The sequence below is a fragment of the Leptospira semungkisensis genome (assembly GCF_004770055.1).
GTDB classification, from domain to species: Bacteria; Spirochaetota; Leptospiria; order Leptospirales; family Leptospiraceae; genus Leptospira_B; species Leptospira_B semungkisensis.
The window spans coordinates 758,414-774,406 of the sequence record NZ_RQEP01000005.1; the positions used below are offsets into that span (position 1 = coordinate 758,414).

Sequence of the window (15,993 nt, forward strand, 5' to 3'; positions counted from 1 at the left end):
ATCCAAATTGCAAGAATTTGATTCCGATCCTTTTGATTTTATAGAGCGATTGCCGGAGGATTGTAGGAATCGTTTTCAGGAGAATGGTGAGGTTCTAAATTCCCATTCTTTAACACGAGGACTTGGTCTGCGGCATGCAATCCTGTCAGTCTATGTGTAACAGATACTATCGTTCTTCCTTCTCTTAACTTTTGAAGTGTTTTCAAGATCCGAGCCTCAGTGATCGGATCCAGAGCCGATGTAGCCTCATCCAAAAGAAGAATCTGAGGATTGCGCACCAATGCTCTTGCGAGAGCTATCCTTTGTTTTTCTCCGCCGGAAAGTTTGGAGCCTTTGTCCCCAACGACAGTTTCATAACCATCAGGAAGTCCGGAAATGAATTCGTGGATCTCCGCCAATTTCGCTGCTTCGATCGCTTCTTCTGGAGTTGCATCCGGGCGGCCCATGCGAATATTTTCTAAAATGCTAGTATGGAATAAGAAAGTATCTTGGAATACGATTCCTATCATAGAATGCAATGCTTGCAATCTGATCTTCTCTAGATCGATCCCGTCGAAGCTGATCTTTCCTTGGTTTGGTTCTACCATTCCTAAGATCAATTTGAAGATGGTACTCTTTCCGGATCCGCTAGAACCCAATATGACAGTATAGCTTCCCTTTTTGATCTCTAGATTGACTCCGTTTAGATTCTTATTTCTACCTTTATAACGGAAATGTAAATCTTCTAAGCGAATAGAACCCATAAGTTCTGAAGGAGCGTACGGTCTCTCACTATCCGTTTCGAAAGCGGGAGTTCTTAAGATTTCCAAAATACGTTTCGCTGAACCGCTTGCCTGGTTCATTGTAGGAAAATACTGAGAAACATAAAGTAGAGAGTAGGATAAATTCAAGAATGGAGGAAGAAATGCCGCCAAGGCTCCCACGCTCACCATTCCATGGAATGCAAACCAAGCTCCTGCGATCAGAAGTACCGCTTGGAGCAATAGGATTCCCCCGGAAGCAGAACGTTCCAAATAAGAGTTTGTTAACCCCAATCTCATGGAAACATGAAATAGCTTCTCGCAATTGCCTTTGAATTTTTCCCAGAATGCTTGGTCCAGATCGTAGACTCGGATCAGATTTTGCGCGGAAACAGATTCTTCTACAGCATTTAGAACTTTGGCTTCTTCTATCTTTCTCTCATAACTTGCAGTCGTTGATCTCTTAGAAAAGAAGACCGGTCCCAAGAATGTGATCGGCCAGATCAGAGTGGCAATGGCGCCTAACTTCCAGTCCAATGCAAATAATAAGGCGGTTCCAAAAATCGCTTCGAGTAGAGGAGAGATTCCCCAGGGAATAGAGGCAAGTACTGCGTTTTCGAGAGCAGTCAGATCGGTAGAGAAGCGAGAGAGTATATCTCCCATTCTAGTATTTGCATAAAAGTCCAGATTCACTCTTTGGAGATGGATAAAGAGTTCTTCTCTCATATCACGAACGGCTCGAGCAGAGACCCAATTGTATAAATAATCTCTAATTGTTCCTGCAATAGTGATCAGGATGGTTCCAGCGATCAAGAGGGCACCAGTAATGTAGAGAACAGCCTCATTCTTGCCGATCAATGCTTCATCGATCAAAAACTTAAAAGAGAAAGGAATCGCAGAATAAACGATGATTTCGGTTAAAAGTAGGCCAATGATAATGCTGACGCGGCCCTTATAATTTTTGAAGTATCTGGCTAAACCAAGTAAAATGAGGAAAGGCGACTCCGAAGAAGGTTCAGAACCCACTAAACCTGTCCCTAAAGAGGAGGAATAGGATCCTCTGGCTGCTTGGCTACCGGGTGGCACCTTAGGCCCGGAAGCTTTTGCGTTTGAATAGGTCGCTTGATTTTTACCGAGTTTAAAGCCTTCGGTGAATTTCTGTTTATTTGTCATACATGTTTCCCATTTGAATCCCTTGCGGGAGAGGGAGCTCTGTTTTTTAGGAAAGATTTTTCCGTTATTTCCCAATATATCCGACACCCCTTCCCGCGTATATCCGGTAGTGGGCGATTTTACTTAAACTTCTGTCTCATTGAGGAAAAATTTTAGGAGACAGAATACGGAAAAAGGAGCTACTACTCTTTTAGACTCGCAAAAACATTTGCTTAGAATGCTTGTTTTTGGATGCTTATATCCGGTCTTATTGTAGGCTTTGTAGGAAAGCGGAACCATGATTGAATTTAACTACAAAGAAGAATACGGGATTTATAGGGTCACCTTAAAGACCTCCGAAACTGCTCCAGGAACCTTGCATAAAATGGTAAAGGCAATGTTCTTTATGGGCTTCGAGATCCTTTCAGGCGATATCCGTACGATCAAAGAAGGTGATTCTTTGGTGAGTTACGACGAGTTTCTGCTCAGATCTTCCGAGACGGATTCCAAGATCAAAGCTTCTAAATTGGGTGTCCTTATGTCTTCGGTCTTCTCCGATGAGAATGCATTAGAAGAAATGATCCAAACCTCAAGTGAAATAGATATTCGAAACACATTTTACTTAGGACAGGATTCTCAACTGGAGTTCGAGGACGTGCCGGAAAGTTCGGCTACAAAATTTTATCTCGAAGCTCCCGACAGAAAGGGACTACTCTACTTCGTAACCGGAGTTCTCAAAGATTTGGGGATCAATATCCTCTCCGGTGAAGTCCGAACTGACGGAAAATCCTTAAAGGCTCAAGACACTTTTCTTCTAACCGACTCCCGTACAGGCGCCGGATTTGCAGGAAGTTCAGTCGAAGAAAGGATCCGAAGATATATTCTGCAAAGCAGTTTGAACCAAGTTTGATCGAATCGATTTACTACGTCCAAAGTATTATTAATCGATAAAAATCGATTTATCGGCTGCTCGAATCGAGTATGATTTGAGAATTACAGGCCGATAATATAGTAGGAGATCCTTCCGCCTAACGATGGACGCAGCCAGAGATTTACAGAAATTCGATTTTACGGAAGAAGTGATCCAACATTTCCGTGAGAACCGAATCATTCCGGTAGACTTTTATAATAAGCACGGACAGATCCTCATTCATAAAAAAGATATGGCGACTGGCGACGATATCAATCGTCTCCAAAAATTTGAGAAGCAAGGTATCTATTTTCTAAGCGCTGAGATAGCAAAGATACATCCGGGCAGCGGAAAAAAGAATTCTTCCTTAGATCCTTCTTTCGATAAACTGATCAACCCTACATTGACTTTGGATCTATCCAAAGGGGCTGCGGATATTCTTTCCGAGATCAAAAAGTTCCCTTTGAATGGAGATCATGTAAAAGAGATCAACAAATCCATTAACGCAGTACTAGACGATTTTAAATCTTCTCCAAACATGGAGACCGGTTTAGTGAATATTATCGAGGTCATGAAGAATGCGGGAATGCCCGTAGACTCCGAAGTGCTAACTAAGAGAACTGTGATCGCAATGGCTCTCAAGGTTCGGGCCGCTAAAGTGTTCACCAAAGTGGACATGGAACAGAAGAAAGCGGAGCAGATGAATCTGATGATGGCTTCTTATCTTGCGGATATAGGCTATACTCAGATGAAGATCCCGACTCATGCGAATCTAAGGCCCGAAGAGTTGGAATATATCAAGAACCATCCTATTATCAGTTATCTGATGATCGCAAACATTCCTGAGATCGAGGATCCGGTTAAATCTGTAGTGCTCAACCACCATAGGCCTCATCGCGGAGAAGGAATGAATAATAACTATCCGCAAACTAAGCCATTGGTGCAAAAGCTTCAAAGTTATAGAGAGAAATACAAGGATGATTTCCGTAAGAACCTGTTAGCTACTGATATCCAAAAACAGGTTAAGAGTATTCTCACTAACTCGATCTCTTACGAGGACATCGGAATACTTTCAATTGCGGGAGAATTTGCTTCTCTCACTACTCCTCAGCCTTGGAGGGAACCGATGGAAGCCCTTAAGGCAATGAAGCTTATCTTAAATAACAGCTTTTTTGCATATAATGAAAAAACGTTGAAGGACTTCTTCGATCACGTAGGGCTATCTCTCTGCGATAACCAACCTTTTATCAAAGTTGGGGATTATGTGATCGTGGCGTCTCAGGATTCGAACCGAAAAGTATTCTTCGAGATTTGTGTAATCAAAGAGTCACATAAGAATTCCATCCGACCTATGCTAGAAAGGATAGGAACCGTTAGACCTAAGTTTGCAAATAACGGTAAGATCCGGATCTCCGGCTTCGAAATGGACAGTCTGAACATAGATAGAAGAAGAGCAGTTTTCAACTTAGAAAGGAACGCAGACCCTCGACGAATTATTTATCTGGTAGACGAAGGTTTGGATCCTGAATTTTACGATTCTTTGGATCGAGTCGTTAGAGAAACCTATCCCTCTAGGACTTCCTCTGATTCGGATTCTCCCTCGAAAGCGGGAGTTTCTTGACGGTTTGCCACAATTAAGGAAATTTATTCTTGCCGGTACTTTGGCATTCTCCTTTTCTTAGTCTCATACCTATATCTTACTTAAACGTTATATACTTAGGGCTTACTTCTCTGGCCCCATGGTAATACGTGCGGATTTTCTATGGCAAGTAACTCAGGACCACAAGATCCATTAAAGCTCGAGCGTTTCGAGTTCAATGCAGACGTTATTCGCCAATTCAAAGAAAGCCAAATGATACCCGTGGATTTCTATAATAAGAACGGGCAGATCTTAATTCATAGAAAAGATAACGCCACTGACGCTGATATCAGCAAGCTTCAGAAATTCGAATTGCAAGGGATTTATTTCCTTCTCTCAGAAAGACATAAAGTAACCGTAAATGTAGAGCACCCGGATGCGGTGAATGGTCGCAAGGTTTCTTATATTAAGTTAGTGAATCCGGATCTTACGATCCAGATGGCAAAACAGGCTTCCGAATTACTAAAAGATCTTCGTGATTATCCTTTGAACGGAAATCATGTGAAGAATGTTGCAAAAGCGATCGATTCCATCCTGGATGATTTTGCAAACAGTCAGGATGTAGAGCTTGGGCTCGTGAATGTGATCGAAGTCATGAAGTCTGCAGGTGTAGAAACTGACTCCGAAATATTGACAAAACGCACTGTTATCTCAATGGCAATGAAGTTGAGAAGTTTGAAGGCGATTTCTCTTAAGGATGCCGAGAGCTCTAAGGCGCAACAACTGAATTTGATGATGGCTGCTTATATGGTAGATATAGGCAAGGCTAGAATGAAATTCCCTGCTCATGGAAATTTGAGCAAAGAAGAATTCGAATATGTCAAGAATCATCCAGTTATCAGCTACTTGATGATCGGAAATCTTCCTTCTATCCAAACTCAAGTAAAGACTTCGGTTCTGAACAGTCATAGACCCTATCGAGGAGAAGGACTGAATAATAATTATCCTTCTACTACGTTTTTAACCCAAAGACTGAACGAATATTATGAAAAGTACAAGGATGATCCTACCCGAACTGTTCTAGTTGATGATCTGCAAAAGCAGCTTCATATTCTGCAAAGCAATTCTTATAGCGAAGATGATCCTGCAATTATTTCCATTTCCGGAGAGTTTGCATCTTTGAGTTCTGCTCAACATTGGAGACCTGCATATTCGCCGATCACTGCAATGAAGCTGATCTTAAACAATAGCTTCTTCTCTTACAATGAGAGAGTGGTTAAGGAATTCTTCGACTTCATGGCATTGAGTCTTTGTGAGAACAAGAGCGTGTTGAACGTGGGAGATTATGTGATTGTGGTTTCTACGGATTCTCAACATAAGATCCACTTCGAGACCTGCATTATTCGAGAGATCAATCGCAATCAGACCCGTCCTCTTCTGGAGAGAGTGGGAACGATTCGACCAATCTTCTCCAATTCCGGAAAGATCAAAATTGCGGGTTATGATCGTAAGACATTCCGTCCAGATAGAAGAAAGGCTGTATTCAATCTCTCCAATACAGTGGATCCGCGAAGAGTGATCTATGCGATCGATCCTGAATTGGATCCGCCTTTATTCGACTTGATCGACAAGAATCATCGTCAGACGGCTCCGAAATCTGTCGCGTAAGCTTTCGGCTTTTCCTTCTTTCAAGACGAATCCTACTTTCTTCCCCTGCTAGTGTCCTGTTTTCTGGTACTGTATGCCTTCCAGCTGGGGTAAAATATTCAAAGTCAGTACGTTTGGAGAATCTCACGGTGAAGCCGTGGGCGTTGTGGTCGAAGGAGTTCCTGCAGGAATTCCCATCCGTTTGGAGGAGATCCAAAAGGATCTAAGCCGAAGAAGACCAGGCCAAAGTAAACTTACCACTCCCAGAGACGAATCGGATACAGTCCAAGTCCTCTCCGGAGTATTCGAAGGCAAGACGATCGGTAGCCCGATTGCTCTCGTGGTTCATAACCAGAACACGATTTCCAAAGATTACGAAAATCTAAGAGAAACCTTTCGTCCTTCTCATGCAGATTATACATACCAAGCCAAGTACGGTTTTCGCGCTCACGTAGGTGGGGGAAGGTCCTCCGTTCGAGAGACGATTGCTCGTGTCGCTGCCGGCGCAATTGCAAGAATGATCTTAGAAGATGATTTCGGGATCAAGACCGTAGCTTGGGTCGACACGATCGGAAAGATCGCTTCGGACTTACCTGAAAGTAAGTTTCCCCGCACTAGAGAAGAAGTCGATGTAAACGAAGTCCGTTGCCCGGATATCGCCGCTGCGGAAAAAATGAGAGCCCTGATTCTAGAAATGAAAGAAGCAGGAGATAGCGTTGGGGGAATTATCCGCTGCGCTTCCTACAATCTTCCTCCTGGACTCGGCGATCCTGTGTATGATAAATTGGATGGGGATTTGGCTAAGGCGATCCTTTCTATCCCAGCTTGCAAAGGTTTCGAAGTGGGCTCCGGATTTTCCGGAACTCTTTTGACCGGAAGCTCTCATAACGACGAATTTTATATGGAAGAAGGAACCGGAAGGGTGCGTACGAAAACGAATCATTCCGGAGGATTGCAAGGAGGGATCTCCAACGGAGAAACTCTGACGGTCCGAGCCGCTTTCAAACCTACTTCTACCATTTTCAAGAAACAGAATACGGTCAGTATCGACGGAAAAGACACCGTCCTGGAAGCAAAGGGTCGTCACGATCCTTGTGTACTTCCCCGAGCAGTTCCCATTGTGGAAGCCGCTGTGAACTTGATTCTAGTAGACGCATATCTCTACCAAAGAGCTATGAATCCTCTCTGGTTCCAAAAATGGGCCAAGGTTCCGGACTATTACCGGGATTTAAAACTCTGACATTCCGCAAAACCCTGCCGATCTAGAAACGGGTTGCCAACTTGGAATAGTACGTTTCAATTGAGATTACGCGCCTGGCTCTTTTTGAGAAAACGGAGGTTCGAGTGGTCAAGATAAAGATAGACGGGATCGAATACGAGGTCGACGAGAAGAAGAATTTAATATCCGCAGCCAAAGATGCGGGTGTAGATATTCCCTTCTTCTGCTATCATCCAAAATTATCAGTAGTCGGCATGTGTCGCATGTGCCTTATCGAAATAGAAGGCGTACCTCGTTTGCAGGTAGCCTGCAATACTAAGGTTACGGAAGGACTTTCTATCGTAACTAAGAGCGATCGAGTCAAAGAAGCTCGAGAGGGAACAATGGAGTTCCTTCTTGCAAATCACCCTCTGGACTGCCCTGTCTGCGATAAGGCGGGAGAATGCCAGCTCCAAGACAATTCCTTCAAAGAAGGAAAAGGCAATTCCAGATTCACATTAGAGAAACGAAATATTCCTCAGGAAGAGATCGGAACAAATCTGATCATCAATCACAATCGATGTATTGTTTGTTATAGATGCGTTCGTTTCGAAGAAGAGATGGTGGGAGAATCCAACCTGGGTCTCTTTGAAAGAGGATATCATTCCATTATCGGTCTCGCAAAAGACCAACCGATCCAGCATAATTACCAAGGTGCTCTCGCAGATATCTGTCCAGTAGGAGCATTATTAAATAATAAAACTCTCTTTAAGTCCAGGGTTTGGTGGTACAAGTCCGAAGAATCCGTTTGTCCAGGTTGTAGCAACGGATGTAAGACATTCACAAACGTAAGAGACAACAAGATGTATCGCTATATGCCTCGTATCGACGAGGAGAAGGATCAATATTTCCTTTGTGATCAAGGTAGATTCGAAGTCGATTGGTTGAATACAAACAGGCTCTTCGCCTATCATAAAGATGGAGAGGCGAGTGTGAGTTCTCTGGTTCTGGATGAGATCTCCGATAGGATTCTTAGCGCGAAAAAGATCGCAGTGATCGGTGGAGCTCATGAATCTAACGAAAATCTAAAATCGATTCATGAATCTCTGACGCAATTCGGAGTTCCTTTCGTGATCGAAGGAAGAGTTTCTTCGGAGCAATACAAAGAGCCGGAACAGATCGATTTCCAACTTACCACAGATAAGAGACCGAACACAAGGGGCGTAGTAGATTCTGGCTTTGTTTCGGGCGAAGGGATCGAGTCTCTGCGTTCTTCTATCGCAAAAGGTGATTATGATCTAGTCTTTGTGATAAAAGAAAAAGCTGGAGAAATAGTTTCCGGTATTCGTTCAGAATCCGTGGTATTATTAGAAACGAACAAAACGGAAGAAGTTTCAAAGATGAAATATTCCCTGCCTATCAAAGCATATTCCGAGCAAAGCGGAAGCTTTACGAATAAGAAGGGTTGGGTACAGAATTTTAATCGTTCAATGGAAGCACCGAAAGGCTTATTGAGTTCCGGAGAGATCTTCCAAACATTAGCGAAGAAGATTGGAGAACTTCGTTCCAATCCGAGAGAGGCAGCAATTGGGAACCGTTAACGTAATCAACGTAGCCAAAAAGCATAAGCTGGCTTGGTATCAAAAATTATATTCTTATTCTATCGGAAAGGGTCTTTGGATCACTCTGAAGCACTTTATAAAAGCTGCATTCTTGAGGGGAGCAGTGACTCTAGAGTTTCCTGAAAAGAGAAGAAAATACTCCACTCGTTTCCGCGGAATGCATACCATGAAAAGGGATGAGCAGGGGAGAGAAAGATGCACTAGCTGTTTTTGCTGTATGTGGATCTGTCCTGCTGATGCAATCAAGATCGAAGCGGGTCATGTGACTCCTGAGATCCAGCATCTTCATCCGGAAGATAAGTATGCAAAGAAATTCGAGATAGATCTTCTCCGTTGCATATTTTGCGGAATGTGCGAGGAAGCTTGTCCAAAGGGAGCGATTTACTTGGACGGGCCGGCTGAGATGGCCGCAGACAATCGAGAGGACTTGATCCTCACGAAAGAAAGAATGATGCAAAAGGCCGGTGGCCCTATCTTAGGCGAGCGGGTTTAAAACCCGCCCACCATTCTTCTTTAAGAAGCTTTCAGTTTAGAATTTTCCTTTTCTATATCCTCTAACTCTTTTGTAGCCCGATCCAAGATCGGAGAATGCAAGCGCTGAGTGGCATATTCCAAACAGGCCTGAATATCTGTTACAGTGAGCTCTGGATATTCTCTAATGATCTCCGGACATCCAAATCCTAAGAAGATCATATCCAATATTTCTAAAACTCGAATCGAGGTCCCACGGATAACCGGTTTTCCTCCGCAGACGGAAGGATGAGCCGTTATTCGATCGACTAGTTCCGTATTTATTTCCATTCTAAACTATATAACAATTCTGAGATGGGAATTTTGAATCGGAAACGAAATTTGGCAGAAATTTTCATCATAAAGGAATGAGTTCCTTTGTTTTGGGAACGGACGTTTTTTGAAAAAAACTAAAGTTCCCAGTAGTACTTTTAAAAATAAATTAGTAATTATATTACCTTAATCGTTTGAAAAATCTTTCAAATGTCCTCTTAGAACTTCATTCTGTCTGAATTCGATTCGAAGCGGATTTGCTCGGGAGATCTTATTCCATTCTAGACACTTATCAGTGTCTTACTTATGGAAAAAGGACCCGAGGAAGAAATATATAAAAAGATAGGCCAGGTGCTTCGTTATCATCGAAAGCAAAGCGGCCTCTCTCTACAGCAACTCGCGGCTAAACTCGAGAAAGAATTTAAGGTCCCTTTTAATCCTAATCTTTTGGGAAAAGTAGAGAGAGCAGAGTCTAGATTATTGGCGGGAGATCTGATCCTAATCTGCGAATTCTATCGAATCGATATAAAGCAATTCTTTCTAAAAGATACGAAGAAGCCAGTGCAGGAAAATATGTTTGAAGACCTAATCGAATCTTCTAGCATGCAAAGGATCGTCGTCTATTTGTATCCATATAAAGATTTGCCTCAATTCATGAGTTTGGTCGAAGAATTTTTGAGAGCGCTGACTTTGCCGATTTTGAATACGATCAAAGGTTCAGATGGCAAGAGCTTAAAGGTTGCTTCACCAAAGAAAAAGTCAAAGAAGCCTTAACTGCAGTTAACGGAATTTTGCTTCCTTAGAACTAATATGCGATAGAGTTTAGTCAGAAACGGGGCTTTTTACCCGCATCTGAGGAAAATGCAAGGTCTTTCGCAACAGGAATTTTCCACACTCTATGAGTCTTGTCGGAATACCGTATATCACTTCCTCTTAAAACTCTCCGGAAATCCCGAAATTGCCGAGGATCTAACTCAGGAAACCTTCTTAAAGGCATTTGAAGTTATGGACAGGTTCGATCCGAACCGAGGAAGTTTCTCTTCTTGGTCCTGTACAATCGGTAAAAATCTTTACTTTAAACATTTTAATCGTACAAAGAAAGAATCCGGAAATGTTTCGATCAATATCGAGAATTTTCCGGAATTATCCGACGGGAACCATGACGATCCCCTGGATTTAGAAAAAAATTCTATCAGTTCGGCATTAAGAGAGGGAGTTTCAAGTCTACCTGAGCCGGAAAAAAGCATAATAATATTGAAAGAGATCCAAAAGAAGACCTTAAGAGAGACGGCCGAGGCGCTTGGCATTTCGGAAAGGACAGTAAGCCGTCGCTTATTAAGTGCGTTTAGGATACTGCGCACTTATCTTGAGTCGGAAGGGATTGGACTGTAAGATGTCGTTGAATACAGAACAGGCGAAAAATTTCGAAGAACTTCTGGAATCTTATATTTCCGGCGAGATCGATTCAGCTGGAAAGAAGAAGCTATTGGAGTACGTACTCCAAGATCCTGATAAGGCCGATGAATATCGTCAGATTACTCGTATCCAAGCGCAGATCCGAAACTCTATCGTGCAGGCTTCGGATCAAGACCTTCAACCTCATTATACATCTCCGAAAAAGGTTATATTCTTACCTAAGTCAGTGCTGATTGTTAGCGCTGCAGCATTAATCTTATTATCCATAGGCTTCTATATTGCCAGAAATCCTTTCGGTAACCAAGAGCCTGCAAATATATTCACTCAGTCTTATGGCAATTGTACTTCTGATGGAAAAAAACTAGAAGCAGGAGAGGATATTTCCGGCAAAGAAATTCAATCCGGAAAATTCTCAGTCTGTGATATCCAATTAGAAGGAAGAAAGAGCATCACTATCAGAGCATTGCCTGAAACGGATTTTGTTGCGAACCATAGTGATAAAGAAGTTCATCTCAGTATCGGTTACGGAAGACTTCTTTTGGACAGCCAGGGTCCTAAGAACTCTGAGAATGTTTATATCACAGCTAAAGATTTTAAATTAACTTTAGAAGGTACTAAGGTTTCTCTACACCGGGGCCGCTCTAATAACTCAGTCTCTGTTCAAGTCTTGGAAGGAAGAGTTAGACTCGAATCAGGAGTCGCATTGTTTTGGGATTCTATTTCTTCTGTTGTTAGCAAGGGAGAGATGGAACTTCTCCAACAAGAATATCCGAATCTATTCGATAAACAACAGGTTACAATCGAAGCAGGACAGCAGATCGCTTGGCAGGGTCTTGCAAGTGCAAGGATAGAAGGGCTTAAGAAGATCGAAGAAACAATCCGCGTAGGAAAGAGAGTAAATCCTGACGTCGAGGTTGATGAGATATTGATTAAGAGCATCAAGTCTCAGGTAGACGCGCTTCCTAAGGCGGGAATCCAAATCGTTCCTGTCGAATTGAAGAATTCTCTTAAACAAATCCTTCCGAATGAAAAAGCGGAACTGGAGAAAAAGTTTGCGACCATGGTTCGCTTTCCTCCTAAGGATTTGAAAGAAAGAGAACTTCTGATGAATCTAGTTAAGAAGATCGATAAGAGCTCTACGATAGAATTATTAAAGGAAAGAAATCAGCCTCAAGAAATTCGGGTGCTTCATATGAAAGATGGCACATCCGAAACAGGTTATATCTACCAACAGGACAATTTCTATATTATCCTAAAACCTGAAGGAAATCTGATCATTCCGGTCGAAGCTGTCGAAAAGATAGAATACGAGTATTAATTCTCTCGATTCCTTCTCCAGAAAGGAAGGTAGAGCAGAGTAAACAAAACGATCCCGATCGCTTCCATCCAAAGAATATAAATGGGCCAGGGTCCTAAAAAATCTAAGGCTGAACCGGAAGTCGGCTTATATCGCATATAGCCGTAATTCGCATCCAATAGAAAGTCCACGCTCATGGCAGCAAGCACGTAGATCTGACTGTACAAGACGGATCGCAGGATCGCACCTTTTCGTGGAATCAAACCTAGACCAAACACCGCATATAATGCAGAGATCACGAGTCCGGAATGCGCGATAAAGAAGATAAAAAAATAAATATGAGGAAATCCGACCGAAAGATCCGGAGTCAAGACTCCTTGGAAAGATCCTGCCATAACCCAGAAATAAGATAGCTCAGCGAGAGTCCTGTTTCTAGAAAATAATGCAAGAGAAGTTACGATTGCAGACCAATTGCAAAATTCCATGGGCAGATCGTAGCGCCAATGCCAGAATCCTGAATTGGCCCTGTATATAATATACACGATATAGTTTAGGATGAGTACTGCGCCTAAAGAAAATCCGATATAATTTCTAGTCTTTAAAGAAGCGGATCTTCGAGCATAAAAAGGAAGGGCTGCACTTAGAAAGAATGTGAGAAATAGAATAACAAAATGGAGAGGGCTCCAATGCTCGAATCTCATGGACGAGAACCCTCTCCGAATATAAGAAAAATTTCAAATACTTATTCTTTCAAAAAATCGGGGTGGTTTTTGTGCGAAACACCTTCTCCATTTCTGCTTCTGTAAATTGATAAGGTCTCTTTCTTTTTAGATCCATAAAAAGTCCATGTGCCAGACAAGAAAGGATCAATTTCTTTGTAGATTTGGAAAACACATCATGTGTGAACGCTAATCTATTCTTGTCAGTCCTTAGATAGGAAGTAACGATCACATAGTCGTTCGGAAATGTCATAGTATCGAAGTAATTCAATTCTAACTTATAAATTACCGGTCCTATTCCTCTTTCTCTCAGGTCGTCAATGTCCAAACCTGATTGATAAGAAGAACGGATCCTTGCGTCGTCCAAATAGTATTGGATGACATCGAGATCTACAACCCCTTCCGGATTTAATTCTGCCCAACCGACTCCGATCTGATGATAAAAGGAGTACGGATAATTTTCTTCATTAAAGAAGACTTCCTTTTCTTCTCCTGGAAAGCCCAGGGTGAAACTGGCCTTGGTAACAAGAGCCGAATCAGAGGCACGAAACATTTCTTGGACAATCTCCGTGGATTCCGGATTGGAACTTAAGATCTCGGTGGTGATCCGAGCCTCTTCGGGATATTTCAACTCTCCCTTATATTCCAATTCGCAACGACGGATAGAAAGGCGATCCAACTCGAGGATTTGAGACTCGTTTTGGGCCTTTAATTCTGCGAAAGCCTTGAGACGGGCTTCTTCAAGATAACTTTGGTAGGTTCCATTATTCACATGGCCGTTCACATCCAAATCCGCCCTGCGGACTGGTAGGGAAAGGGAGCTTATTGTCTTTTGGGTTTGTTCCATAAGCCTCATAAAATCCTCCGGTGGACCAGTTGGTCTACCCTCTGGCTCAGAATAAATTGTGGTAGACAGATCTGTCTACCACAATTAAGATCGAATTAGAAAAAAGATTAAGCGTATGTTAGTGAAGAAGGATACCATCCAGCCGGAAGATTCTGCAAAAGAACGGATATTGAAGGCCGCCTCCAAACTCTTTTACTCCAAGGGTTATCCCAATACTGGAATCAATGAGATCTTAGAAGAGGCAGGAGCTTTTAAGAAAAGTCTGTATATTCATTTTCCTTCTAAGAAGGATTTGGGTAAGGCTTACCTGAAGGACCAAGAAGATTCTATCCTGGGCCTCGCCAAGAGGGTGATGGTCCGCGAAAAGAAATATTCCAATTTTATAAAGGCTTGGATGAAGGTGCTACGTAGGGGATTGCGAAGTTCCTATCAGTACGGTTGTCCTTATGCAAATCTTTCCAATCAAACTCATGATGAGCCTGAACTTTCAGAATTCGTAAAGTTAGCCTTGGATCGATGGGTCTTTGAATTCGAAAATTATATACAGAATGCAGAGATGAATTCTAAGAAGAAGTTAAGCGCAGAAGAGGCTCGAGAAATTTCAGAAAGGTTATTGTTCTACTACCAAGGAGCCTTGCAGCTTTTCGGTATGTCGGGGGACATGAAGTACCTTTATCGCTTGGAAAAGGAATTACTCTCTTTAGACCCTTTCGTATAAGGATCAACTTTTATCAATTAGAGCCGAAGTCCCAAACATGGGCAGAGCACTTCACCAGATCTCCTGCAAAGTAATGAGGGAATGCATACGCGAATCTTCCTAAAACAGGATTTGGATCCTTATATAAAATGGAATCCACTCGGATCTGATCGGATTCGTCCCGATAGATCTTAAACCAGATTGGAAGTTGGAACTGATCCTTTCCATATTTAGAATTGGTATTGTCTTTGCATGATTTAACGCAGGAATCATAGACCTCGTTTGCGTCTCTAGAAGTATGTATGAATCTGGATTGTTCTTTGCAGATAACGGTGCATTCGTCCGGATCTCCAGAATCGTAAGTGAATGCAACGTGAACTTCTTTGTTGTTCTCGATATTAAAAGAGCCTTTCGTGATTGGCACCCTTTCTCCTGCGCGAGTGCTTCGCATATACGCGGAGGAAGGAGGATCTAAAATCAGATCCAAATCGCTAATCTCTAAGTACATTCTGGATTCGACCTTGGGAAAGATATTCTCCCAGTTCAAACAGGACTCCTTGCTCGCTTGTGCTTTCAGAAGAAAAGGCGAGACAATGGCTAGTAAGCAGAGAAAGAGTATGGAGACCTTTGCTTTCATTCGTTCGAAAATCGATTATATTACTCGGATAAGGAAGCATCCAGCAGAAAAATAACGTTTTCAAGCCGGAAATTTATTCGTTCGTTCCGAATACTTTAGCTTTGGCTATTGCGTTCTAATTTCCGGAGGGCTTTTCAAGGATTTTAGTAAATTATTTTCGATCCCATGCAGGCTTTGCTTTTAGAACCTTTTTATGGATCGGGCATAAGGGGTCGTGAGATCCTTTTAGATAGCCGGTGCTCATCAGGAATTCGTTCACGATCTCTCCTCCTACGAATACAAAAGTCTTTTTGAAGATCTTTACCCATTCGTCCTTAGTCTTAGGATGATGTGAATCGATCCATTTCTGAAAGCTGCCGAATTCTTTTTGGATAGATAGTATTACGTTTGCGTTATGAATGGCTGCATTGATCTTGAGCTTGTTTCGAATGATTCCCGCATCATTCATCAGCCTTTCGAAATCTTTTTCCTTAAACTTTGCCACCTTGGATATCGAGAAGTTTCTGTAAGCTTTACGGAAAGAATCCTTCTTCTTTAAGATCGTTGTCCAGGAAAGTCCTGCTTGATTAATTTCTAGGATCAGTCTGCCGAATAACTCATCATCTGAGTTAAGAGGAAAACCATACTCGTTGTCATGATAGATTTTGTTTTCGGAAGAATCTTTGGGGCCGAGCGATTCAATATAAACGCAGTATTTATTTCTGGCTTGCATGGTTGTTAAAATTCCAAGAGGAGAAGTAAGATCTTTA

General features: G+C 42.3%; 16 protein-coding genes. 10 read left to right on the forward strand and 6 right to left on the reverse strand.

All coding sequences use genetic code 11. The features are described from left to right. Window positions 1-38: 38 nt before the first annotated feature. Window positions 39-1,913, reverse strand: a complete 1,875-nt coding sequence (locus EHO59_RS03685; RefSeq protein ID WP_135584847.1) for an ABC transporter ATP-binding protein — start codon at window positions 1,911-1,913, stop codon at window positions 39-41. A gap of 277 nt (window positions 1,914-2,190) precedes the next feature. Here EHO59_RS03685 and EHO59_RS03690 point away from each other — a divergent pair, with 277 nt between their 5' ends. The 6 genes from EHO59_RS03690 (at window position 2,191) to EHO59_RS03715 (ending at window position 9,341) form a co-directional block, all read left to right on the forward strand. Continuing rightward, window positions 2,191-2,802: an ACT domain-containing protein gene (locus tag EHO59_RS03690; protein ID WP_135584850.1), complete on the forward strand. Its 612-nt coding sequence runs from the start codon at window positions 2,191-2,193 to the stop codon at window positions 2,800-2,802. Window positions 2,803-2,926: 124 nt separating this feature from the next. Continuing rightward, window positions 2,927-4,423 (forward strand): HD-GYP domain-containing protein, encoded by a 1,497-nt coding sequence (locus EHO59_RS03695; protein WP_135584851.1) that lies wholly within the window; start codon window positions 2,927-2,929, stop codon window positions 4,421-4,423. Between the two features lie 141 nt (window positions 4,424-4,564). Further along, window positions 4,565-6,049 carry an HD domain-containing phosphohydrolase gene (locus EHO59_RS03700; RefSeq protein ID WP_135584853.1) on the forward strand — a complete coding sequence of 495 codons (1,485 nt, stop codon included), beginning with the start codon at window positions 4,565-4,567 and terminating at the stop codon, window positions 6,047-6,049. Between the two features lie 73 nt (window positions 6,050-6,122). Continuing rightward, complete coding sequence (gene aroC / locus EHO59_RS03705; protein ID WP_135584855.1) at window positions 6,123-7,268, forward strand: chorismate synthase; 1,146 nt, start codon at window positions 6,123-6,125, stop codon at window positions 7,266-7,268. A gap of 104 nt (window positions 7,269-7,372) precedes the next feature. Continuing rightward, window positions 7,373-8,827 carry an NADH-quinone oxidoreductase subunit G gene (locus EHO59_RS03710; RefSeq protein ID WP_135584857.1) on the forward strand — a complete coding sequence of 485 codons (1,455 nt, stop codon included), beginning with the start codon at window positions 7,373-7,375 and terminating at the stop codon, window positions 8,825-8,827. Further along, the gene (locus tag EHO59_RS03715) at window positions 8,814-9,341 is read left to right on the forward strand and encodes a NuoI/complex I 23 kDa subunit family protein (RefSeq protein ID WP_135584859.1); all 528 of its coding nucleotides are present in this window, start codon (window positions 8,814-8,816) and stop codon (window positions 9,339-9,341) included. The genes EHO59_RS03710 and EHO59_RS03715 overlap by 14 nt, the downstream gene beginning before the upstream one ends. A gap of 20 nt (window positions 9,342-9,361) precedes the next feature. On the opposite strand, the gene EHO59_RS03720 is transcribed toward EHO59_RS03715, so the two are convergent. Further along, window positions 9,362-9,649: a DUF433 domain-containing protein gene (locus tag EHO59_RS03720; protein WP_135584861.1), complete on the reverse strand. Its 288-nt coding sequence runs from the start codon at window positions 9,647-9,649 to the stop codon at window positions 9,362-9,364. 288 nt (window positions 9,650-9,937) lie between these two features. Between EHO59_RS03720 and EHO59_RS03725 the strand changes: the two genes are divergently transcribed. The 3 genes from EHO59_RS03725 (at window position 9,938) to rsx (ending at window position 12,365) form a co-directional block, all read left to right on the forward strand. Next, window positions 9,938-10,405 (forward strand): helix-turn-helix domain-containing protein, encoded by a 468-nt coding sequence (locus tag EHO59_RS03725; RefSeq protein WP_135584863.1) that lies wholly within the window; start codon window positions 9,938-9,940, stop codon window positions 10,403-10,405. An 87-nt stretch (window positions 10,406-10,492) separates the two neighbouring features. Beyond that, window positions 10,493-11,023, forward strand: a complete 531-nt coding sequence (locus EHO59_RS03730) for an RNA polymerase sigma factor (RefSeq protein ID WP_135584865.1) — start codon at window positions 10,493-10,495, stop codon at window positions 11,021-11,023. Window position 11,024: 1 nt separating this feature from the next. Then, entirely contained in the window at window positions 11,025-12,365 is a 1,341-nt protein-coding gene (gene rsx, locus EHO59_RS03735; protein WP_135584867.1) for an LIMLP_03685 family anti-sigma factor, read from the forward strand. Here rsx and EHO59_RS03740 read toward each other — a convergent pair. Together EHO59_RS03740 and EHO59_RS03745 are read right to left on the reverse strand one after the other, a co-directional pair. Beyond that, window positions 12,362-13,045 carry a YwaF family protein gene (locus EHO59_RS03740; protein WP_135584869.1) on the reverse strand — a complete coding sequence of 228 codons (684 nt, stop codon included), beginning with the start codon at window positions 13,043-13,045 and terminating at the stop codon, window positions 12,362-12,364. The two genes, rsx and EHO59_RS03740, sit on opposite strands and share 4 nt — an antisense overlap. Before the next feature lie 49 nt (window positions 13,046-13,094). Beyond that, window positions 13,095-13,910 (reverse strand): acyl-CoA thioesterase, encoded by an 816-nt coding sequence (locus EHO59_RS03745; protein WP_246052640.1) that lies wholly within the window; start codon window positions 13,908-13,910, stop codon window positions 13,095-13,097. Between the two features lie 115 nt (window positions 13,911-14,025). On the opposite strand from EHO59_RS03745, the gene EHO59_RS03750 reads away from it, so the two are divergent. Beyond that, window positions 14,026-14,628, forward strand: coding sequence for a TetR/AcrR family transcriptional regulator (locus tag EHO59_RS03750; RefSeq protein WP_135584873.1), 603 nt, complete (start codon window positions 14,026-14,028; stop codon window positions 14,626-14,628). A 13-nt stretch (window positions 14,629-14,641) separates the two neighbouring features. Here EHO59_RS03750 and EHO59_RS03755 read toward each other — a convergent pair whose 3' ends face one another. Then, on the reverse strand, window positions 14,642-15,244 hold the full coding sequence (locus EHO59_RS03755) for a hypothetical protein (RefSeq protein WP_135584875.1): 603 nt from the start codon (window positions 15,242-15,244) through the stop codon (window positions 14,642-14,644). Between the two features lie 151 nt (window positions 15,245-15,395). Next, complete coding sequence (locus EHO59_RS03760; protein WP_135584876.1) at window positions 15,396-15,956, reverse strand: DNA-3-methyladenine glycosylase I; 561 nt, start codon at window positions 15,954-15,956, stop codon at window positions 15,396-15,398. Between the last annotated feature and the right edge of the window lie 37 nt (window positions 15,957-15,993).

Bases quoted from the DNA above. Each gene is read 5' to 3' on its own strand.
- EHO59_RS03685 (WP_135584847.1), bottom strand. From the start codon at position 1,913: ATGACAAATAAACAGAAATTCACCGAAGGCTTTAAACTCGGTAAAAAT.
- EHO59_RS03690 (WP_135584850.1), top strand. From the start codon at position 2,191: ATGATTGAATTTAACTACAAAGAAGAATACGGGATTTATAGGGTCACC.
- EHO59_RS03695 (WP_135584851.1), top strand. From the start codon at position 2,927: ATGGACGCAGCCAGAGATTTACAGAAATTCGATTTTACGGAAGAAGTG.
- EHO59_RS03700 (WP_135584853.1), top strand. From the start codon at position 4,565: ATGGCAAGTAACTCAGGACCACAAGATCCATTAAAGCTCGAGCGTTTC.
- aroC (WP_135584855.1), top strand. From the start codon at position 6,123: ATGCCTTCCAGCTGGGGTAAAATATTCAAAGTCAGTACGTTTGGAGAA.
- EHO59_RS03720 (WP_135584861.1), bottom strand. From the start codon at position 9,649: ATGGAAATAAATACGGAACTAGTCGATCGAATAACGGCTCATCCTTCC.
- EHO59_RS03725 (WP_135584863.1), top strand. From the start codon at position 9,938: ATGGAAAAAGGACCCGAGGAAGAAATATATAAAAAGATAGGCCAGGTG.
- EHO59_RS03730 (WP_135584865.1), top strand. From the start codon at position 10,493: ATGCAAGGTCTTTCGCAACAGGAATTTTCCACACTCTATGAGTCTTGT.
- rsx (WP_135584867.1), top strand. From the start codon at position 11,025: ATGTCGTTGAATACAGAACAGGCGAAAAATTTCGAAGAACTTCTGGAA.
- EHO59_RS03740 (WP_135584869.1), bottom strand. From the start codon at position 13,045: ATGAGATTCGAGCATTGGAGCCCTCTCCATTTTGTTATTCTATTTCTC.
- EHO59_RS03745 (WP_246052640.1), bottom strand. From the start codon at position 13,910: ATGGAACAAACCCAAAAGACAATAAGCTCCCTTTCCCTACCAGTCCGC.
- EHO59_RS03750 (WP_135584873.1), top strand. From the start codon at position 14,026: ATGTTAGTGAAGAAGGATACCATCCAGCCGGAAGATTCTGCAAAAGAA.
- EHO59_RS03755 (WP_135584875.1), bottom strand. From the start codon at position 15,244: ATGAAAGCAAAGGTCTCCATACTCTTTCTCTGCTTACTAGCCATTGTC.
- EHO59_RS03760 (WP_135584876.1), bottom strand. From the start codon at position 15,956: ATGCAAGCCAGAAATAAATACTGCGTTTATATTGAATCGCTCGGCCCC.